The sequence below is a fragment of the Pantoea sp. Z09 genome, from assembly GCF_022394795.1.
GTDB lineage: Bacteria > Pseudomonadota > Gammaproteobacteria > Enterobacterales > Enterobacteriaceae > Pantoea > Pantoea latae.
In genome coordinates this window covers 3,605,699-3,626,492 of record NZ_CP092373.1, presented here as the reverse complement: position 1 = coordinate 3,626,492, position 20,794 = coordinate 3,605,699, and the positions used below count along the sequence as shown (strand labels likewise).

At 58.5% G+C, this 20,794-nt stretch carries 12 protein-coding genes, 1 tRNA gene and 3 rRNA genes; 11 read left to right on the top strand and 5 right to left on the bottom strand.

The features are described from left to right. Window positions 1–21: 21 nt before the first annotated feature. The 5 genes from hemE (at window position 22) to MC269_RS17320 (ending at window position 3,607) form a co-directional block, all read left to right on the top strand. Complete coding sequence (hemE, locus tag MC269_RS17340) at window positions 22–1,089, top strand: uroporphyrinogen decarboxylase (RefSeq protein ID WP_081142512.1); 1,068 nt, start codon at window positions 22–24, stop codon at window positions 1,087–1,089. A 2-nt stretch (window positions 1,090–1,091) separates the two neighbouring features. Further along, a complete protein-coding gene (gene nfi / locus MC269_RS17335) occupies window positions 1,092–1,760 on the top strand; it encodes a deoxyribonuclease V (RefSeq protein WP_081142514.1) in 669 nt (222 codons plus the stop codon). 62 nt (window positions 1,761–1,822) lie between these two features. Further along, entirely contained in the window at window positions 1,823–2,413 is a 591-nt protein-coding gene (locus MC269_RS17330) for a YjaG family protein (RefSeq protein ID WP_081142516.1), read from the top strand. A 188-nt stretch (window positions 2,414–2,601) separates the two neighbouring features. Beyond that, window positions 2,602–2,874 carry a nucleoid-associated protein HU-alpha gene (gene hupA / locus MC269_RS17325; protein ID WP_033755847.1) on the top strand — a complete coding sequence of 91 codons (273 nt, stop codon included), beginning with the start codon at window positions 2,602–2,604 and terminating at the stop codon, window positions 2,872–2,874. Between the two features lie 67 nt (window positions 2,875–2,941). Beyond that, window positions 2,942–3,607 (top strand): DUF1481 domain-containing protein, encoded by a 666-nt coding sequence (locus tag MC269_RS17320; RefSeq protein WP_239953159.1) that lies wholly within the window; start codon window positions 2,942–2,944, stop codon window positions 3,605–3,607. 32 nt (window positions 3,608–3,639) lie between these two features. On the opposite strand, the gene purD is transcribed toward MC269_RS17320, so the two are convergent. Further along, complete coding sequence (gene purD, locus MC269_RS17315) at window positions 3,640–4,920, bottom strand: phosphoribosylamine--glycine ligase (protein WP_239953158.1); 1,281 nt, start codon at window positions 4,918–4,920, stop codon at window positions 3,640–3,642. Between the two features lie 16 nt (window positions 4,921–4,936). Then, complete coding sequence (gene purH, locus MC269_RS17310; protein ID WP_239953157.1) at window positions 4,937–6,526, bottom strand: bifunctional phosphoribosylaminoimidazolecarboxamide formyltransferase/IMP cyclohydrolase; 1,590 nt, start codon at window positions 6,524–6,526, stop codon at window positions 4,937–4,939. A gap of 615 nt (window positions 6,527–7,141) precedes the next feature. Here purH and MC269_RS17305 point away from each other — a divergent pair. The 6 genes from MC269_RS17305 to metH all read left to right on the top strand — a co-directional run bounded on the left by MC269_RS17305 (window position 7,142) and on the right by metH (window position 17,163). Next, window positions 7,142–8,681 (top strand): 16S ribosomal RNA (locus tag MC269_RS17305). 92 nt (window positions 8,682–8,773) lie between these two features. Then, window positions 8,774–8,848: transfer RNA gene (locus MC269_RS17300), tRNA-Glu, on the top strand. A 210-nt stretch (window positions 8,849–9,058) separates the two neighbouring features. Beyond that, window positions 9,059–11,961: ribosomal RNA gene (locus MC269_RS17295) — 23S ribosomal RNA — on the top strand. 92 nt (window positions 11,962–12,053) lie between these two features. Then, window positions 12,054–12,169: ribosomal RNA gene (gene rrf / locus MC269_RS17290) — 5S ribosomal RNA — on the top strand. Together the 16S, 23S and 5S rRNA genes with 1 tRNA gene alongside form the textbook arrangement of a ribosomal RNA operon. Window positions 12,170–12,417: 248 nt before the next feature. Continuing rightward, complete coding sequence (metA, locus tag MC269_RS17285) at window positions 12,418–13,347, top strand: homoserine O-succinyltransferase (RefSeq protein ID WP_081140621.1); 930 nt, start codon at window positions 12,418–12,420, stop codon at window positions 13,345–13,347. 180 nt (window positions 13,348–13,527) lie between these two features. Further along, the gene (gene metH / locus MC269_RS17280) at window positions 13,528–17,163 is read left to right on the top strand and encodes a methionine synthase (protein ID WP_371824388.1); all 3,636 of its coding nucleotides are present in this window, start codon (window positions 13,528–13,530) and stop codon (window positions 17,161–17,163) included. Window positions 17,164–17,287: 124 nt separating this feature from the next. Here the strand turns inward: metH and MC269_RS17275 are convergent, their stop codons facing one another. The 3 genes from MC269_RS17275 to MC269_RS17265 are packed head-to-tail and all read right to left on the bottom strand — an operon-like array spanning window position 17,288 to window position 20,759. After that, entirely contained in the window at window positions 17,288–19,378 is a 2,091-nt protein-coding gene (locus tag MC269_RS17275; protein ID WP_239953155.1) for a YjbH domain-containing protein, read from the bottom strand. After that, the gene (locus MC269_RS17270) at window positions 19,378–20,115 is read right to left on the bottom strand and encodes a capsule biosynthesis GfcC family protein (protein WP_081140624.1); all 738 of its coding nucleotides are present in this window, start codon (window positions 20,113–20,115) and stop codon (window positions 19,378–19,380) included. Before MC269_RS17270 ends, MC269_RS17275 begins: the two co-directional genes overlap by 1 nt. Further along, window positions 20,112–20,759, bottom strand: coding sequence for a YjbF family lipoprotein (locus MC269_RS17265; protein WP_239953154.1), 648 nt, complete (start codon window positions 20,757–20,759; stop codon window positions 20,112–20,114). The genes MC269_RS17270 and MC269_RS17265 overlap by 4 nt, the downstream gene beginning before the upstream one ends. Window positions 20,760–20,794 lie beyond the last annotated feature (35 nt).

The following is a 20,794-nucleotide window of genomic DNA, read 5'->3' as shown; positions in this document are numbered from 1 at the left end:
TGAAATTGAGAGAGTCCTGAAATGAGTGAACTAAAGAACGATCGTTATCTGCGCGCCCTGTTACGTCAGCCGGTGGATATCACCCCGGTGTGGATGATGCGACAAGCCGGGCGTTATTTGCCGGAATATAAAGCGACGCGCGCCGAAGCTGGCGATTTTATGTCGCTGTGCAAAAACGCCGAACTGGCGTGTGAAGTCACCCTGCAGCCGCTGCGTCGCTACCCGCTGGACGCGGCGATCCTCTTTAGCGATATCCTGACCATTCCCGACGCGATGGGTCTGGGACTCTACTTCGAAACCGGCGAAGGCCCGCGCTTCTCCAGCCCGATTACCTGCCGCGCCGATGTCGATAAACTGCCGGTGCCCGATCCAGAGCAGGAACTCGGCTATGTAATGAACGCGGTGCGCACCATTCGCAAAAACCTCAAGGGCGAAGTGCCGCTGATTGGCTTCTCCGGCAGCCCCTGGACGCTGGCGACCTATATGGTGGAAGGCGGCAGCAGCAAAGCCTTCACGAAGATCAAAAAGATGATGTACGCCGATCCCGCCACGCTGCACGCGATGCTCGATAAGCTGGCGGACAGCGTCATCCTCTATCTCAACGCGCAGATCCGCGCGGGCGCGCAGTCGGTGATGGTGTTCGACACCTGGGGCGGCGTGCTGACGGGCCGCGACTATCTGGAATTCTCGCTGCACTACATGCATAAAATCGTCGACAGCGTGCTGCATGAGAATGAAGGCCGCCGCGTGCCGATTACGCTGTTTACCAAAGGTGGCGGACAGTGGCTGGAAGCAATGGCCGCGACCGGCTGCGATGCGCTGGGACTCGACTGGACCACCGATATCGGCGAGGCGCGTCGCCGCGTCGGCGACAAAGTCGCCCTGCAGGGCAACATGGATCCGTCTATGCTTTATGCGCCAGCTGCGCGTATCGAGCAGGAAGTCGCCGGTATTCTCAAGGGCTTCGGCGCGGGCAGCGGTCACGTCTTCAATCTGGGGCATGGCATTCATCAGGATGTGCCGCCAGAACATGCGGGCGTGTTTGTTGAGGCGGTACACCGTCTCTCAGGCCACTATCATCAGGAGTAAGTATGGACATTGCTGCACTGCGCGCGGAACAGATCCAGCGCGCTGCAGAGGTGGTGCGGCAGGATGATTTCGACGTGCTGCCGCCGCGTTTTATCGGCGGCGCTGACGTTGGATTCGAACAGGAAGGGGCGGTGACGCGTGCCGCCCTGGTTATCCTCGAATATCCTTCCCTTAAGCTGGTGGAGCACCGCGTAGCGCGCATCGCCACCACCATGCCCTACATTCCCGGCTTTCTCTCTTTCCGTGAATATCCGGCGCTGCTGGCGGCGTGGAACATGCTTGAGCAAAAACCGGACCTGCTGTTTGTCGACGGACACGGCATCTCGCACCCGCGCCGTCTTGGCGTCGCTTCGCACTTTGGCTTAATGGTGGACGTGCCGACCATCGGCGTGGCGAAAAAGCGCCTGTGCGGCCGTTTCGCCGATCTGGATCCAGAGCCGGGTTCGCGCCAGCCGTTAATCGACAAGGGCGAGCAAATCGGCTGGGTATGGCGCAGCAAAGCGCGCTGTAATCCACTGTTTGTCGCGACCGGACACCGCGTTAGCCTGGACAGCGCGCTGCACTGGGTGGAAAAGTGCATGGGCGGCTATCGCCTGCCGGAACCGACGCGCTGGGCCGATGCCGTCGCCTCCAACCGCACCGCCTTTCAACGCTGGCAAAACGCGCTTTAACGCTGTGCGCGCGGCGCTTTTGCGGTACACTGCCGCCAGCTAAACGATGAAGAGCCCTGTTCATGTTACAAAACCCCGTTCACCTGCGTCTGGCAAAGCTGGAAAGCTGGCAGCATCTGACGTTTATGGCTTGCCTGTGCGAGCGTATGTTCCCCAATTACTGGGCCTTCTGTCAGCAGACGGAATTCGCCGATGCGTCACTCTATCGCCGCATCCTTGATCTGGTCTGGGAAAGCCTGACGGTCAAAGACGCTAAAATCAACTTCGACAGTCAGCTGGAAAAGCTTGAAGCCGCCATTCCCGACGGCGAGGCGTTCGACGTCTACGGCGTCTATCCGGCTATCGACGCCTGCGTGGCCTTAAGCGAAGCGCTGCACGCCATGCTAAGCGGCGAAACCCTGGAGCATGCGATCGAAGTCAGCAAAACCTCTATCACCACCGTGGCGATGCTGGAAATGACCCAGGCCGGACGCGAAATGAGCGACGACGAGCTGCGTGAAAACCCTGCTGTGATCGACGAATGGGACCTGCAATGGGAGATTTTTCGCCTGCTGGCCGACTGCGAAGAACGAGACCTTGAATTGATCAAAGGATTGCGTTTGGACCTGCGAGAGGCGGGAATCAGCAACATCGGTATAATTTTTCAGCAGTAAGGCGGGAAAACGTGACTTCAGGCCCGAATTAGCGAGCCTGGAGGCTTCACATCGGCCCCCTGTCTGGTCTACATTTGGGGGGCTGAAAATTGTGGCTATCGGTGCGTGCAGGCTGAAGAGTGCCAGAATATGGCTTTTCCCTCGCACTCGTTGCTTAGCAAGCGATAAATACACTTTAAGGATAACTTATGAACAAGACTCAACTGATTGATGTGATCGCGGAAAAAGCGGACCTGTCAAAAACCCAGGCTAAAGCGGCTCTGGAATCTACTCTGGCTGCGATCACTGAGTCTCTGAAAGAAGGTGATGCTGTACAACTGGTTGGTTTTGGTACTTTTAAAGTGAACCACCGCGCTGAGCGTACCGGTCGCAACCCGCAAACTGGCAAAGAGATCAAAATCGCTGCGGCAAACGTACCGGCATTCGTTTCTGGTAAAGCGCTGAAAGACTCTGTCAAATAAGACGTCGCACCGCGGTCAGAATTTTAAAGAAGGGGCGAATTCGCCCCTTTTGTATTAAGGGCCAGCAATGACGAAGCTGCGTTCACACTCCTGTTTCGCTCTGCTTTTTCTGCTTTTGCTCTCCGGGTGCGGCTCAACGCCCGATACGCCTCCTTTTACCGCCAGCGGCTATCTTGCCGATCGCGGCGCAGTGCGCATCTGGCGCAAGAACAGCGGCCATCTCACCGTCCATATACGCACCCTCTATACGCCCTTTAATGGCGATGCCTCTGAGACCACCGACTATGTGTGGCAAGAAGAGAAGCTGGTTAGCGTGGCACGCCACGTCAGCGGCAAGCAGCCTGACGATGTGACGCTACGTTTCGACCAGGACGGCAGCCTCAGCTTTATGCAGCGGCAGCTGGCCAACCGGCGCGAAGCCGTCGATACGGATACGGTAGAACTCTACAAGTTCGACGCGCAGCGCATGCTGGCGCAGAGCAACGCTTTGCTCAGCGGTCGCGTCATGCTGAAACAGGGCCTGTGGCGGGGCGCAAAACAGATCGAAAGCTGCGACGGCGCGCGGGTGTCGCCCGCCTTCGACGATTATGCCTTTCAGACGCTGGCGCAACAGCAGCGGCGCAGCAGCGAGCCGCTGCTGGTTTCCTGGCTGGAGGCGCCGGAGGGCACCCAGTTGCTGCGCGCCGCGCCGGGAGAACGCTGCGATTCGCAGCCGAAAGAAGAAGATATGTAGAAAGAAAAGGGCGCCTGAGGCGCCCTTTTTGCTTACTTGCGATTGATAGCGCGATAGCCGATATCGCGGCGGCAGAAGCTGCCGTTCCAGGAGATAGGCTGCGCCAGCTCATAGGCGCGTTTTTGCGCCGCCGCCACGTCGTCGCCCAGCGCGGTGACGCAGAGCACGCGGCCGCCGTTGGTCAGCACCAGATCGTTATCGAGACGGGTGCCGGCGTGAAACACCTTGCCGTCTTCCACTTCTTCCAGCGGCAGGCCGTGGATTTGCTCGCCGTTGACGTAGTCGCCCGGATAGCCGCCCGCCGCCAGCACCACGCCCAGCGCCGGACGCGGATCCCATTTTGAATCGGTCTGATCCAGCGCGCCGTCGCACGCCGCCAGGCAAAGCTCCACCAGATCCGACTGCAGGCGCAGCATGATCGGCTGCGTTTCTGGATCGCCGAAGCGGCAGTTAAACTCAATCACCTTCGGCTGGCCCGACTGATCGATCATCAGACCGGCATAGAGGAAGCCGGTATAGACGTTGCCTTCCGCCGCCATGCCGCGCACCGTTGGCCAGATCACCTGATCCATCACGCGCTGGTGGATCTCGTCGGTGACCACTGGCGCAGGAGAGTAGGCGCCCATACCGCCAGTGTTCGGACCGGTATCGCCGTCGCCGACGCGCTTGTGATCCTGGCTGGTGGCCATCGGCAGCACGTTTTCGCCGTCGACCATCACGATAAAGCTGGCCTCTTCGCCGTCAAGAAACTCTTCAATGACGATGCGGTGGCCCGCGTCGCCAAAGGCGTTACCGGCCAGCATATCTTTCACTGCCGCTTCCGCCTCTTCCAGCGTCATGGCGACAATCACGCCTTTACCGGCTGCCAGACCGTCGGCCTTGATGACGATAGGCGCCCCTTTCTCACGCAGGTAGGCCAGCGCCACTTCGACATCGGTAAAGTTGCGATATTCCGCCGTGGGAATATGGTGGCGCGCCAGAAAATCTTTGGTGAACGCCTTGGAGCCTTCCAGCTGCGCGGCGTTTTTAGTCGGACCGAAAATCTTCAGGCCCGCCGCGCGGAACGCGTCGACCACGCCGATAACCAGCGGCGCTTCCGGGCCGACGATGGTCAGATCAATCGCTTCGCGCTGGGCGAACGCCAGCAGGGCAGGGATATCGGTCGGGCTGATATCGACGTTCTGCAGCGCTGGCTCCAGCGCGGTGCCGGCGTTGCCAGGCGCGACGAATACCGTTTCCGCCAGCGGCGACTGGGCCGCTTTCCAGGCCAGCGCGTGCTCACGACCGCCGTTGCCAATCACTAAAATTTTCATATTGCTCTCCAGAGAATTAATGGCGGAAGTGACGCATGTCGGTGAAGATCATGGCGATGCCGTGCTCGTCTGCCGCGGCGATAACCTCTTCATCGCGGATCGAGCCGCCCGGCTGGATAACGCAGGTGACGCCAACGGCGGCCGCCGCGTCGATACCGTCGCGGAACGGGAAGAAGGCGTCTGACGCCATCGCTGAGCCTTTGACCTCCAGCCCTTCGTCGGCGGCTTTAATGCCGGCGATTTTAGCGGAGTAAACGCGGCTCATCTGGCCGGCGCCGATACCAATGGTCATATTGTCGCGCGCATAGACGATAGCGTTCGATTTCACGAACTTCGCCACCTTCCAGCAGAAGAGCGCGTCGCGCAGCTCTTGCTCGCTCGGCTGACGCTTGCTAACGACGCGCAGCTGGCTCGCTTCCACCATGCCCAGGTCGCGATCCTGCACCAGCAGGCCGCCGGTAACGCGTTTGAAATCGAGTCCGGCGACGCGCGCCTGCCACTGGCCGCAGATCAGCACGCGAACGTTCTGCTTCGCCGCGGTGACTTTAAGTGCCGCTTCGCTGGCGGAAGGGGCGATAATCACTTCGACAAACTGACGGCTGATGATCGCCTGCGCGGTGGCTTCGTCCAGCTCGCGGTTGAAAGCGATAATGCCGCCGAAGGCAGAGGTGGGATCGGTCTGATAGGCGCGATCGTAAGCTTCAAGGATCGATGCGCCAACGGCGACGCCGCACGGGTTGGCATGCTTGACGATCACGCAGGCCGCTTCGCTAAACGCCTTCACGCACTCCAGCGCCGCGTCGGTATCGGCGATGTTGTTGTAGGAGAGCGCCTTGCCCTGAACCTGCTGCGCAGTCGCCACCGAGGCTTCCTGCACATTCTCTTCTATATAGAAGGCGGCGTCCTGGTGGCTGTTTTCACCGTAGCGCATATCCTGCTTCTTAATAAAGTTCAGGTTCAGGGTGCGCGGGAAGCGGCCGGCGGGCTGTTCGCGCTCGCCATGATAGGCGGGAACCAGCGAGCCGAAGTAGTTGGCGATCATACTGTCGTAGGCGGCGGTATGCTCAAAGGCTTTGATCGCAAGGTCGAAGCGCGTTTCCAGCGTCAGAGAGTTTTCGTTGGCGTCCAGCTCGGCCACGATGGCGTCGTAGTCGCTGCTCTTGACCACAATCGCCACATCTTTATGGTTCTTGGCCGCCGAGCGCACCATGGTGGGGCCGCCGATATCGATATTCTCAACCGCATCTTCCAGCGTGCAGCCGTCGCGCGCGACGGTTTGAGCAAAGGGATAGAGGTTAACGACCACCATGTCGATAGGCTCGATAGCGTGCTGCGCCATAATCGCGTCATCCTGGCCGCGACGACCCAAAATGCCGCCGTGCACTTTCGGGTGCAGCGTTTTGACGCGTCCATCCATCATTTCCGGGAAGCCGGTGTAGTCAGACACTTCGGTGACGGCAAGACCCGCATCGGCCAGCAGGCGAGCGGTTCCGCCTGTAGAGAGGAGTTCGACGCCGCGGGCAGAGAGCGCCTGAGCAAATTCGAGGATACCGGCTTTGTCTGAGACACTCAGCAGAGCGCGGCGTACAGGACGACGTTGTTGCATGGTGGTTTTATCCCTTGGCTTTGTTTCGCGTAAATAAGAGCGTTACATCAAGCTTAGCGATCTTCATTGCAATAAGAAGAGGCAAAACTTCAGGTAACGCCCCGAAAAGGGGCATCCTTGACGTCGCCGGGCATTGTAGCGAAAACGTTTGCGTGCTGCTCGCAAAAATTCGCCTCGCAATGCATTGTGGATAACTTTGTGGGTAATCGCGTATAAGGCGGGCTTTTGCTGTGGAATGCAGCGAACGCTCATTTTTCTGCAATTTTACTGTTGCGCTCTCTGAACGACTCCCTATAATGCGCCTCCATCGACACGGCACAACGGCTTACGGAATGTGGTGTTGAGGTGATGAAAATCACCGTCGGTTAAAGCGAAAATAAACGCTTGACTGACACAGAGAGTAGCGTAATATACGCCACCTCGCAGCAGCAGGCTCAACCGCTGACTGCACCGCTCTTTAACAATTTATCAGACAATCTGTGTGGGCACTCGAGAGCAGATATCAAAAGCCTTCGGGCTTAAAAAATATCAAGCCTCACGAGTGGACACATAATGACATTCATTATGACGTTTTACAGATGAGCACCGCTTAACTTGTTTAAGCAAATCAAACTTAAATTGAAGAGTTTGATCATGGCTCAGATTGAACGCTGGCGGCAGGCCTAACACATGCAAGTCGAACGGTAGCACAGAGAGCTTGCTCTTGGGTGACGAGTGGCGGACGGGTGAGTAATGTCTGGGAAACTGCCCGATGGAGGGGGATAACTACTGGAAACGGTAGCTAATACCGCATAACGTCGCAAGACCAAAGTGGGGGACCTTCGGGCCTCACACCATCGGATGTGCCCAGATGGGATTAGCTAGTAGGTGGGGTAACGGCTCACCTAGGCGACGATCCCTAGCTGGTCTGAGAGGATGACCAGCCACACTGGAACTGAGACACGGTCCAGACTCCTACGGGAGGCAGCAGTGGGGAATATTGCACAATGGGCGCAAGCCTGATGCAGCCATGCCGCGTGTATGAAGAAGGCCTTCGGGTTGTAAAGTACTTTCAGCGGGGAGGAAGGCGATGCGGTTAATAACCGCGTCGATTGACGTTACCCGCAGAAGAAGCACCGGCTAACTCCGTGCCAGCAGCCGCGGTAATACGGAGGGTGCAAGCGTTAATCGGAATTACTGGGCGTAAAGCGCACGCAGGCGGTCTGTCAAGTCGGATGTGAAATCCCCGGGCTTAACCTGGGAACTGCATTCGAAACTGGCAGGCTAGAGTCTTGTAGAGGGGGGTAGAATTCCAGGTGTAGCGGTGAAATGCGTAGAGATCTGGAGGAATACCGGTGGCGAAGGCGGCCCCCTGGACAAAGACTGACGCTCAGGTGCGAAAGCGTGGGGAGCAAACAGGATTAGATACCCTGGTAGTCCACGCCGTAAACGATGTCGACTTGGAGGCTGTTCCCTTGAGGAGTGGCTTCCGGAGCTAACGCGTTAAGTCGACCGCCTGGGGAGTACGGCCGCAAGGTTAAAACTCAAATGAATTGACGGGGGCCCGCACAAGCGGTGGAGCATGTGGTTTAATTCGATGCAACGCGAAGAACCTTACCTACTCTTGACATCCACGGAATTTGGCAGAGATGCCTTAGTGCCTTCGGGAACCGTGAGACAGGTGCTGCATGGCTGTCGTCAGCTCGTGTTGTGAAATGTTGGGTTAAGTCCCGCAACGAGCGCAACCCTTATCCTTTGTTGCCAGCGATTCGGTCGGGAACTCAAAGGAGACTGCCGGTGATAAACCGGAGGAAGGTGGGGATGACGTCAAGTCATCATGGCCCTTACGAGTAGGGCTACACACGTGCTACAATGGCGCATACAAAGAGAAGCGACCTCGCGAGAGCAAGCGGACCTCATAAAGTGCGTCGTAGTCCGGATCGGAGTCTGCAACTCGACTCCGTGAAGTCGGAATCGCTAGTAATCGTGGATCAGAATGCCACGGTGAATACGTTCCCGGGCCTTGTACACACCGCCCGTCACACCATGGGAGTGGGTTGCAAAAGAAGTAGGTAGCTTAACCTTCGGGAGGGCGCTTACCACTTTGTGATTCATGACTGGGGTGAAGTCGTAACAAGGTAACCGTAGGGGAACCTGCGGTTGGATCACCTCCTTACCTGAAGATACTGCCTTTCGAAGTGCTCACACAGATTGTCTGATAGAAACGTAAAGAAGCAAGACGGCTGCGAAGTCGTGACGCGTTTTCGTGTCCCCTTCGTCTAGCGGTTAGGACTCCGCCCTTTCACGGCGGCAACAGGGGTTCGAATCCCCTAGGGGACGCCACTTGCTGGTTCGTGAGTGAAAGTCACCGACCCCCGTATCTTAAAGATGACTTGCGAGTCATGTTTAAGATATTGCTCTTTAACAATCCGGAACAAGCTGAAAATTGAAACGACGCTTTGCGTTATTCCTCCGTAATAAGGAATAAAGGCAACGCGTTCGAGTCTCTCAATAATCACAACCGCGACGTCGCAAGACGCCTGTGGGTTGTGAGGTTAAGCGACTAAGCGTACACGGTGGATGCCCTGGCAGTCAGAGGCGATGAAGGACGTGCTAATCTGCGAAAAGCGCCGGCAAGGTGATATGAACCGCTACAGCCGGCGATGTCCGAATGGGGAAACCCAGTGTGTTTCGACACACTATCGCAACATGAATACATAGTGTTGCGAGGCGAACCGGGGGAACTGAAACATCTAAGTACCCCGAGGAAAAGAAATCAACCGAGATTCCCCCAGTAGCGGCGAGCGAACGGGGAGCAGCCCAGAGCCTGAATCAGCTTGTGTGTTAGTGGAAGCGTCTGGAAAGTCGCAGGGTACAGGGTGATACTCCCGTACACGAAAACACACAGGCTGTGAGCTCGATGAGTAGGGCGGGACACGTGGTATCCTGTCTGAATATGGGGGGACCATCCTCCAAGGCTAAATACTCCTGACTGACCGATAGTGAACCAGTACCGTGAGGGAAAGGCGAAAAGAACCCCGGCGAGGGGAGTGAAAAGAACCTGAAACCGTGTACGTACAAGCAGTGGGAGCCTCTTTTATGGGGTGACTGCGTACCTTTTGTATAATGGGTCAGCGACTTATATTCTGTAGCAAGGTTAACCGTATAGGGGAGCCGCAGGGAAACCGAGTCTTAACTGGGCGTTAAGTTGCAGGGTATAGACCCGAAACCCGGTGATCTAGCCATGGGCAGGTTGAAGGTTGGGTAACACTAACTGGAGGACCGAACCGACTAATGTTGAAAAATTAGCGGATGACCTGTGGCTGGGGGTGAAAGGCCAATCAAACCGGGAGATAGCTGGTTCTCCCCGAAAGCTATTTAGGTAGCGCCTCGTGAACTCATTCTCGGGGGTAGAGCACTGTTTCGGCTAGGGGGCCATCCCGGCTTACCAACCCGATGCAAACTGCGAATACCGAGAAATGTTATCACGGGAGACACACGGCGGGTGCTAACGTCCGTCGTGAAGAGGGAAACAACCCAGACCGCCAGCTAAGGTCCCAAAGTCATGGTTAAGTGGGAAACGATGTGGGAAGGCCCAGACAGCCAGGATGTTGGCTTAGAAGCAGCCATCATTTAAAGAAAGCGTAATAGCTCACTGGTCGAGTCGGCCTGCGCGGAAGATGTAACGGGGCTAAACCATGCACCGAAGCTGCGGCAGCAGTAGCGATACTGTTGGGTAGGGGAGCGTTCTGTAAGCCGTCGAAGGTGGCCTGTGAGGGCCGCTGGAGGTATCAGAAGTGCGAATGCTGACATAAGTAACGATAAAGCGGGTGAAAAGCCCGCTCGCCGGAAGACCAAGGGTTCCTGTCCAACGTTAATCGGGGCAGGGTGAGTCGACCCCTAAGGCGAGGCCGAAAGGCGTAGTCGATGGGAAACAGGTTAATATTCCTGTACTTGGTGTTGCTGCGAAGGGGGGACGGAGAAGGCTATGTTGGCCGGGCGACGGTTGTCCCGGTTTAAGCGTGTAGGCTGACTTTCCAGGCAAATCCGGAAAGTCAAGGCTGAGGCGTGACGACGAGGCACTACGGTGCTGAAGCAACAAATGCCCTGCTTCCAGGAAAAGCCTCTAAGCATCAGGCAACACGAAATCGTACCCCAAACCGACACAGGTGGTCAGGTAGAGAATACCAAGGCGCTTGAGAGAACTCGGGTGAAGGAACTAGGCAAAATGGTGCCGTAACTTCGGGAGAAGGCACGCTGGCGCGTAGGTGAGGGGACTTGCTCCCGGAGCCGAGGCCAGTCGAAGATACCAGCTGGCTGCAACTGTTTATTAAAAACACAGCACTGTGCAAACACGAAAGTGGACGTATACGGTGTGACGCCTGCCCGGTGCCGGAAGGTTAATTGATGGGGTTATCCGCAAGGAGAAGCTCTTGATCGAAGCCCCGGTAAACGGCGGCCGTAACTATAACGGTCCTAAGGTAGCGAAATTCCTTGTCGGGTAAGTTCCGACCTGCACGAATGGCGTAATGATGGCCAGGCTGTCTCCACCCGAGACTCAGTGAAATTGAAATCGCTGTGAAGATGCAGTGTACCCGCGGCAAGACGGAAAGACCCCGTGAACCTTTACTACAGCTTGACACTGAACACTGGTCCTTGATGTGTAGGATAGGTGGGAGGCTTCGAAGCGTGGACGCCAGTCTGCGTGGAGCCGTCCTTGAAATACCACCCTTTAATGGCTGGTGTTCTAACGTAGGCCCGTTATCCGGGCTGCGGACAGTGTCTGGTGGGTAGTTTGACTGGGGCGGTCTCCTCCCAAAGCGTAACGGAGGAGCACGAAGGTTGGCTAATCCTGGTCGGACATCAGGAGGTTAGTGCAATGGCATAAGCCAGCTTGACTGCGAGAGTGACGGCTCGAGCAGGTGCGAAAGCAGGTCATAGTGATCCGGTGGTTCTGAATGGAAGGGCCATCGCTCAACGGATAAAAGGTACTCCGGGGATAACAGGCTGATACCGCCCAAGAGTTCATATCGACGGCGGTGTTTGGCACCTCGATGTCGGCTCATCACATCCTGGGGCTGAAGTAGGTCCCAAGGGTACGGCTGTTCGCCGTTTAAAGTGGTACGCGAGCTGGGTTTAGAACGTCGTGAGACAGTTCGGTCCCTATCTGCCGTGGGCGCTGGAAAACTGAGGGGGGTTGCTCCTAGTACGAGAGGACCGGAGTGAACGCACCGCTGGTGTTCGGGTTGTCATGCCAATGGCACTGCCCGGTAGCTAAGTGCGGAAGAGATAAGTGCTGAAAGCATCTAAGCACGAAACTTGCCCCGAGATGAGTTTTCCCTGACCCCTTGAGGGTCCTGAAGGGACGTTGAAGACGACGACGTTGATAGGCCGGGTGTGTAAGCGCAGCGATGCGTTGAGCTAACCGGTACTAATGACCCGTGAGGCTTAACCTTACAACGCCAGAGGCGTTTTGTGAGACGCGAGATTTTCAGCTTGTTGACGGATACACCGTGCGGCCTTATGGCGGCGCGGAAAACAGAATTTGCCTGGCGGCACTAGCGCGGCGGTCCCACCTGACCCCATGCCGAACTCAGAAGTGAAACGCCGTAGCGCCGATGGTAGTGTGGGGTCTCCCCATGCGAGAGTAGGGAACTGCCAGGCATCCAAACGAAAAAGCCCTCTGCTGACGCAGAGGGCTTTTTTACGTCTGTGGATCGCCAAAATCTTCCTCTATTTTCTGCGCTACGACCGTTTTCTCCTGTGCTTGCTTCTCTCTGTTCCCTGATTTCCATCTTAAGCTGAAAGATTTTCATAAACTGCATGAAGACTCGACATCATCGGCATGCCAGGGTAAGGTTGGGCATCTGGATGTCTAAACGTATATACGGTTATAAAGAGGAAAGCCGCACATGCCTATCAGGGTTCCCGACGAATTACCGGCAGTAAATTTCTTACGCAATGAGAATGTTTTTGTGATGACCTCATCGCGTGCCAGTGTTCAGGAAATCCGTCCGCTGAAAGTGTTAGTGCTCAACCTGATGCCGAAAAAGATTGAGACGGAAAATCAGTTCCTGCGTCTGCTCTCCAACTCGCCGTTACAAATCGATATTCAGCTGCTGCGCATCGACAGTCGCGAATCGCGCAACACGCCGATGGAGCACCTCAATAATTTCTACTGTAATTTCGATGATATTCAACATGATAACTTTGATGGCCTGATTGTCACCGGCGCGCCGCTGGGCCTGGTGGACTTCAACGATGTCGCCTACTGGCCACAGATCCAGCGCGTGCTGCACTGGGCAAAAGAGCATGTCACCTCGACGCTCTTTGTCTGCTGGGCCGTGCAGGCAGCGCTGAATATACTCTACGGCATTCCCAAACAGACGCGGCAGAACAAGCTGTCGGGCGTCTATGAACACCAAATCCTGCATCCGCACGCGCTGCTGACGCGCGGCTTCGACGATAATTTTCTGGCGCCCCATTCGCGCTATGCCGATTTCCCGACGCAGCTCATCACCGATTACACCGATCTGGAGCTGTTCGCCGAATCAGAGCAGACCGGCGCCTATCTGATGGCCAGCAGAGACAAGCGTCTGGTCTTCGTCACCGGCCATCCGGAATATGACGCGCTGACCCTGTCGGGCGAATATCACCGCGACTACGAAGCGGGCCTGCAGCCAGAGGTGCCTTTTAACTACTTCCCACAGGACAATCCAGAGCTGCCGCCGCGCGCCAGCTGGCGCAGCCACGGCAACCTGCTGTTTTCCAACTGGCTTAACTACTACGTTTACCAGATTACGCCGTTCGATCTGCGTCGTATGAACCCCACGCTGGAGTGATCCCTTAAAAGATCGCCCTCGTTTATCCTCAGGTGACAGCCGCGAATCGTTCGCGGCTTTTTCCCATTTGAAAGTTATGCCAGTATGATGCGCTGGCATTTTAGCCAGCAGATTGAGCTGAATGAGGCAAGAGTGAGCAACCGAATCGAAGCGCTGCATCAGCAGCTCGCGCAACGCATCATGGTGCTGGACGGCGGCATGGGCACCATGATCCAGAGCTATAAACTGGACGAGCAGGATTTCCGCGGCAGCCGTTTCGGCGACTGGCCTTGCGATCTAAAAGGCAATAACGATCTTCTGGTGCTCAGCAAACCTGACGTGATCCGCGAGATCCATTACGCCTATCTGGAAGCGGGCGCCGATATTCTGGAAACCAACACCTTTAACGCCACCACCATTGCGATGGCGGATTACCAGATGGAAGCGCTGTCGGCGGAGATCAACTTCGAGGCAGCCCGGCTGGCGCGCGCCTGCTGCGACGAGTGGACGGCGAAAACGCCTGAACGTCCGCGCTACGTCGCTGGCGTGCTCGGCCCGACCAACCGCACCTGCTCGATCTCGCCGGACGTCAACGATCCCGCTTACCGCAACGTCACCTTTAATCAGCTGGTCGCGGCGTATCGCGAATCGACGCGCGCGCTGATCGAAGGCGGCGCGGATCTCATTATGATCGAAACGGTGTTTGATACCCTGAACGCCAAAGCGGCCATTTTTGCGGTGCAGAGCGAGATGGAGGCGCTGGGCGTCAGCCTGCCGCTGATGATCTCCGGCACTATTACCGACGCCTCAGGCCGCACGCTCTCCGGCCAGACCACGGAAGCGTTCTACAACTCGCTGCGCCACGCCGAACCGCTGTCGTTCGGCCTTAACTGCGCGCTCGGCCCGGATGAGCTGCGTCAGTACGTGGCGGAAATGTCGCGCATCGCCGAGTGCTACGTTACCGCGCACCCGAATGCCGGCCTGCCTAACGCCTTCGGCGAGTATGACCTCGACGCTGCCGTAATGGCCGAGCAGATTGGCGAATGGGCGCGCGCCGGGTTTCTCAATATTATCGGCGGCTGCTGCGGCACCACGCCGCAGCATATCCGGGCGATGGCGGATATCGTCGCCGGGGTGGCGCCGCGCAAACTGCCTGAGCTGCCGGTCGCCTGCCGTCTCTCCGGGCTTGAGCCGCTTAACATCAGCGGCGACACGCTGTTCGTCAACGTGGGCGAGCGCACCAACGTCACTGGCTCAGCCAAATTCAAACGCCTGATTAAAGAAGAGAAATACAGCGAGGCGCTGGACGTGGCGCTGCAGCAGGTGCAGAGCGGCGCGCAGGTGATCGACATCAATATGGATGAAGGGATGCTCGACGCCGAGGCGGCGATGGTGCGCTTTCTTAACCTGATCGCCGGCGAGCCCGATATCGCGCGCGTGCCCATTATGATCGACTCCTCAAAGTGGGAGGTGATTGAAAAAGGGCTGCAGTGCATCCAGGGCAAAGGCATCGTTAACTCCATCTCAATGAAAGAGGGCGAGGAGACCTTTATCCATCATGCGCGGCTGGTGCGGCGCTACGGCGCGGCGATGGTGGTGATGGCCTTTGACGAAGCGGGCCAGGCGGATACGCGCGCGCGCAAAATCGAGATCTGCCGCCGCGCCTACAGGATCCTCACCGAGCAGGTCGGCTTTCCGCCGGAAGATATTATCTTCGACCCGAATATTTTTGCCGTCGCCACCGGCATCGACGAGCACAACAACTACGCGATGGACTTTATCGGCGCCTGCGAAGATATCAAACGCGAACTGCCCCATGCGATGATCTCCGGCGGCGTCTCTAACGTCTCGTTCTCTTTTCGCGGCAACGATCCGGTGCGCGAAGCGATCCACGCCGTTTTTCTCTATTACGCCATCCGCAACGGCATGGATATGGGCATCGTCAACGCCGGCCAGCTGGCGATTTACGACGATCTGCCCGCCGAGCTGCGCGATGCGGTAGAGGACGTGATCCTTAACCGCCGCGCCGACGGCACCGAGCGTCTGCTGGAACTGGCAGAGAAGTATCGCGCCGCTAAAGGCGACGGCGCCGAGGACAAGCAGCAGGCGGAATGGCGCAGCTGGGACGTGGTAAAGCGGCTTGAATATTCGCTGGTAAAAGGCATTACCGAGTTTATTGAGCAGGACACCGAAGAGGCGCGCCAGGCGTCGGCGCGGCCGATTGAGGTGATTGAAGGGCCGCTGATGGCGGGCATGAACGTGGTGGGCGACCTGTTCGGCGAAGGAAAGATGTTCCTGCCGCAGGTGGTGAAGTCGGCGCGCGTGATGAAACAGGCGGTGGCTTACCTGGAGCCCTATATTCAGGCCAGCAAAGAGGCGGGCCGCAGCAACGGTAAAATCGTGCTGGCGACGGTAAAAGGCGACGTGCACGACATCGGCAAAAATATTGTCGGCGTGGTGCTGCAGTGCAATAACTACGAGATTATCGATCTCGGCGTGATGGTGCCGAGCGACAAGATCCTGAAAACCGCCATTGAACAGCAGGCGGATATTATCGGGCTGTCGGGTCTGATCACGCCGTCGCTGGATGAGATGGTCAACGTCGCCAAAGAGATGGAGCGCCAGGGCTTTACGCTGCCGCTGCTGATTGGCGGCGCGACTACCTCGAAGGCGCACACCGCCGTGAAGATCGAGCAGAACTACAGCGGCCCGACGGTGTACGTGCAGAACGCCTCGCGCACCGTGGGCGTGGTGTCGTCGCTGCTGTCGGAGACGCTGAAAGCGGAGTTCGTGGCGCGCACGCGTAAAGAGTATGACACCGTGCGCATCCAGCACGCGCGCAAAAAGCCGCGCACGCCGCCGGTTTCGCTCCAGGCCGCGCGCGATAACGCGGTCAGTATCGACTGGGAAAGCTACACGCCGCCGGCGGCGCATCGCCTCGGCGTCAGCGAGATTTCAGCCAGCATCGACACGCTGCGCCACTACATCGACTGGACGCCGTTCTTTATGACCTGGTCACTGGCGGGCAAGTATCCGCGCATTCTGGAAGATGGGGTGGTAGGCGAAGAGGCGAAGCGGCTGTTTGCCGACGCCAACGCGATGCTGGATCAGTTGAGCGCGCAAAAAGCGCTGACGCCGCGCGGCGTGGTGGGCATTTTCCCGGCTAACCGCGTCGGGGACGATATCGAAGTTTACCGCGACGAGAGCCGCCGCGAGGTGGTTGCCGTCAGCCATCATCTGCGCCAGCAGACGGAGAAAACCGACTTCCCCAACTACTGTCTGGCGGATTATGTCGCGCCGAAAGGGAGCGGCAAAGCGGACTATCTGGGCGCGTTCGCCGTGACCGGCGGCCTGGAGGAGGACGCGTTGGCAGAGGCGTACGACTCGCAGCACGACGACTACAACAAAATCATGGTGAAGGCAGTGGCAGATCGGCTGGCCGAAGCCTTTGCCGAGTATCTGCACGAGCGGGTGCGTAAAGTGATCTGGGGCTTCGCCGCCCATGAGAACCTGAGCAACGATGAGCTGATCCGCGAAAATTATCAGGGCATCCGTCCTGCGCCAGGCTATCCCGCCTGCCCGGAACACACCGAGAAGGCGGCGATCTGGCAGCTGCTGGATGTAGAGGCGCACACCGGCATGAAGCTCACCGAATCCTTCGCCATGTGGCCGGGCGCATCGGTTTCCGGCTGGTACTTCAGTCATCCCGACAGCCGCTACTTCGCGGTGGCGCAGATCCAGCGCGATCAGGTAGAGGATTATGCGGCGCGGAAAGGGATGGCGGTGAGCGAGGTTGAGCGCTGGCTGGCGCCGAATTTAGGGTATGACGCGGATTAAAAACATGGGCAGCTTCGAAAGTTGAAAGCCAGGTGGCGCCGGCCGAACGAGCAGGAATGCTTTGAACGACTTTGCGATCTGCATTGACTAGTAATAAAGGCGGCCATCAGGCCGCCTTTTTTCGTCAATTAAAGCGCGCGTCGCGATCGGACGTCAGGTCATAAAGCTGATACTTACGTCCCAGCATCTGCCCGCCGTCACGCGTCAGCGGCACCCAGTTCACCTGCGCGCGGCCGCGCGTCGGCGTCACGGTAAAGAGATCCATCGGAATCGACAAATAGAAGCCTTTGGTGAAATCCCCTTCGCCATACTGCTCTGACGACACGTTGGTTTTGGTGGCATAGACGCCGACCATCACGCCGCTGTCAAAGCGCTTCGACACGTCGAGCGTCACGCCCTTGTCTTTCGCCAGATATTGACCGACGCTCGCCTTCACCAGCAGATCCTGCATAAACCACGGGCGCCAGTAGGCGGTCACGTGACCGGTCGGCGCCTTGTAATTGGTGAACTGCATCATGTTGTCCCAGTCGCGCTGGCGCACATAGTTGGCGTCGACGCCAAAGGCCCAGTTGCTGTCGACCGGACGATAAAGCATTTCGCCACCGACGCCGCCATACATGGTCTCCAGGTAACCGCCGTACATCTGGCCGTAAAAGCCGTTGCCGAGGTAGCCCATGTAGTTGGCCTGCAGGTCATTAACGTAGACGTTGTTCTCGACGTAGTCGCGGATATGGGTGCGCACGCGCGGCAATGTCGAGTCGGCAGGCGCGCCGTTGTAGTTGAACTTGTCGTAGTTATTGGCGAGGTTGCCGAACAGGCTGCCGCCCACCAGCAGATGATCGGTAAACCAGTAGTCGAGGTTGCCCATCACGCCGACCTGATACATGTAGAAGCTTTCCGGGCCACCCACCGACTGGTTCAATACCGGCGACAGGCTGTAGTTGAGCCGCTCTTTACGAATAAAGAAGCCCTGTTCGGTTTCGCCCGCATCCACCGGATTTTCGCGCGTCTGGCGCAGCGGCTGCTCCTGACCGAGCGGATAGCCCTCCAGCTGATTGCGCAGGCTGCTGACGTCGGTGCGCGTGGTTACCTGCGGCATATTGAAGCGCGACTCGGTGACGTTGATGGTCTCAATGCCCGCCGGCAGATTGTTCATCATGATGCGGTTGGCGCGATCGACCCCTTCGCGCGTGTCGCGGTATTTGGTTTGCTCGCCAGAGACATAAATCGTGCTGCCGCGGGTCTGAATGCGCGGCCCGCTCAGCCCGGCGTTGTACTTCAGATCGGTCAGCTGGCTGGCGACCACCGTCGGCTCCAGCATGCGCTCCTGCGGATGGGGCTGATACGCGGGCTTCGCGCTGTCGATATGCGCCTGGCGCAGATCGTTGAAGTTGGTGCGCACCGTCACCCCGAACATAAAGGTATTGCCGCGCTCGTAGCTGGCGTTGATATCGGCCCAGTCGGTCACGCGGTAAATGGCGCCGACGTTCACTTTGCTGCGCTGCTCCAGCCTGCCGGCGAAATCATCCTGATAGTCGTTGCCCTCATACTCCAGCTTCAGGCGCAGCGGCTGCCACGGCGTCTGATACTCCACGCCGCCGAACAGCGCCGACGGGCCGTGGAACATCTGCGAGCCGTTGATTGACCCCGCTTCGCCGACGCCAGGACGCTGGCAGTAGCTGTCGCTATAGGAACAGAAAGGGTTTTTCACCGTGCCGCTGTTGCCGAGGTAGCCCCAGCCGAACCCCAGCGTGAAGTCGAACGGCCCCCAGGCCTTGCTCGCCACCAGATATTCGCTGTCGAACAGGCCGGTGCCGCCGAGATCGCGCGAGCCGAAAGCGACCTCCGGCAGCCAGTAGCTCTCTTTCAGCAGGCGCAGCTTGAGGTCGAACGCCTTGTCCTTATAGCTCTGATTGCCGCTAAAGCTTTCGACGCCGCTGTAGCGGCGCGTGCGCACGTCGGTATAGCGCACCGTGGTCTCCAGCCAGGGCATCAGCTGCAGCGAGGCGGAGTAGTAGCGGTACTGATCGTTGTCGCGGAAGTTGAGGCTGAACTCGCCTTCGCGCGCCATGCGCGCGGTCGGCACCTGCAGCAGGCCGACGCCGCCGAAGTCAGACTGCGACGGACCCACCGGATCGGCAAAGGTATCGGCCTGCGCCTGACAGGCGGCGGCCACGGAGACAGCCAGCAGGCTGAAAAGAAGTCGTTTATTCATCACTCTGGCACCCGGTGAGTCAGAACAGAAATCATGCGCTGGTTCAAATCGTCATACGCGTCAGGCAGGCTCCAGGCGGAGAAGCCGAGCCAGATCACGCTGCCGGGCGCGACCTCGACGTGACGATGGTTCCAGTAGGCCACCGGCACGCGCTGCGTCTCGCCAGAGGGCGCGATCACCGTGGCGTAGCTGTTCTCCGCGCCGGAAAGACGCGGGTGCTGCGCCAGATAGCCGCGCACCGTCTGGCCGGGCTGCCAGCTGACTTTGCCTGCGCCGCTCAGCGCGCCCATCAACCATACGCTGTCGGAAGGCGGCGTCAGCCAGAGGTCGTAGCGGCCTTCCAGACGACGATTGGCCTCGGGATGCAGGCGGATCGCGTCGGGATCGAGCGAGACGAACTGACGGCCAGCGACCCTGACGGCGCTGAGCTGACGCAGCACCTCGCCGATGGCGGTGGCGCGATCGCCGCTGCTCTGCGCCTGCCAGGCGCGCAGATCGGCCAGCGTCTTCTGCTGTTGCTGCTGCGCGGCCGGGCTGGCGTTGCGCGCCGCGATAACCGCGCCGGGCCACCAGACGGTGTCGAGCAGCGCAGGCTGCGTCGTCAGCTGCGCCAGATTCTGTACGTTATCGAGCGTGGCGCTGCCCTGCGCGGCGTGCACCGTAACCTGGCCCGCCGCCCACGCGGCGCTGCTGCCAGCCAGCATCAGCCCGGCCAGCAAAGAGAGTGTTGTTTTCATGATTTCGCCGGCTTCAGAAGGGTGGTGGCAACAGGGAAGTCGTCCGCAGCCAGCATCTGGCGCGCCTGCACCACGTCGCCGCTGCCGTTATCGATCCAGAAGGTATTTTCCCACGCGCGGCCGGTCGCCTCGATGCGTGCCTGCTCAGTCCAGACGCGACAGGCGACACGGCGGCCCGCCAGCGTCAGCACCTCGTCGGTGCCGCGCGTAAAGCGCGAGCTGACCGTGGCGGCGCGCGTCGCGCCGTGCTCGGTCCACTGCACGATGCGCGTCCAGCTGACGCCGTCGCGCAGATGCAGCGCGTCCGCCAGCGGATCCTGCGGCAGGTTGCTCACGGCCTGCAGGTTATCGGGCAGGCCCAGGGTTTTAATCAGGCGGCCGTGTTGGGTCACCAGCATGGCGTTATCCTGGGTGATCCACTTTTGCCGGCCATTTTCGTTATAGCCGAGCACAACGAAAATCTGTGGGCCGTCATTAATGCGGGCGTAGAGGCTGGCGTAGGGCAGATCGGCGATCTGCTGGCTGGTTTTCGTCACGTCATCGGGGCCAGACACCGCCATCATGACGGTCTGTTCCAGCCCTTTTTGCGTTTGCGTGCAGGCCTGCAGCAGCAGGCAAGCCAGCAACAAAGGAAGTTGGCGCACTGTGTGTCCCTGTAAAAGATGCCGAAGCAAAAAAT

What these genes read in the sequence shown, in the direction of transcription:
- MC269_RS17270 (WP_081140624.1), bottom strand. Translation starts at nt 20,115, where the DNA reads ATGAAAACAACACTCTCTTTGCTGGCCGGGCTGATGCTGGCTGGCAGC.
- MC269_RS17330 (WP_081142516.1), top strand. Translation starts at nt 1,823, where the DNA reads ATGTTACAAAACCCCGTTCACCTGCGTCTGGCAAAGCTGGAAAGCTGG.
- MC269_RS17320 (WP_239953159.1), top strand. Translation starts at nt 2,942, where the DNA reads ATGACGAAGCTGCGTTCACACTCCTGTTTCGCTCTGCTTTTTCTGCTT.
- hemE (WP_081142512.1), top strand. Translation starts at nt 22, where the DNA reads ATGAGTGAACTAAAGAACGATCGTTATCTGCGCGCCCTGTTACGTCAG.
- hupA (WP_033755847.1), top strand. Translation starts at nt 2,602, where the DNA reads ATGAACAAGACTCAACTGATTGATGTGATCGCGGAAAAAGCGGACCTG.
- purH (WP_239953157.1), bottom strand. Translation starts at nt 6,526, where the DNA reads ATGCAACAACGTCGTCCTGTACGCCGCGCTCTGCTGAGTGTCTCAGAC.
- metA (WP_081140621.1), top strand. Translation starts at nt 12,418, where the DNA reads ATGCCTATCAGGGTTCCCGACGAATTACCGGCAGTAAATTTCTTACGC.
- nfi (WP_081142514.1), top strand. Translation starts at nt 1,092, where the DNA reads ATGGACATTGCTGCACTGCGCGCGGAACAGATCCAGCGCGCTGCAGAG.
- MC269_RS17275 (WP_239953155.1), bottom strand. Translation starts at nt 19,378, where the DNA reads ATGAATAAACGACTTCTTTTCAGCCTGCTGGCTGTCTCCGTGGCCGCC.
- purD (WP_239953158.1), bottom strand. Translation starts at nt 4,920, where the DNA reads ATGAAAATTTTAGTGATTGGCAACGGCGGTCGTGAGCACGCGCTGGCC.
- metH (WP_371824388.1), top strand. Translation starts at nt 13,528, where the DNA reads ATGGTGCTGGACGGCGGCATGGGCACCATGATCCAGAGCTATAAACTG.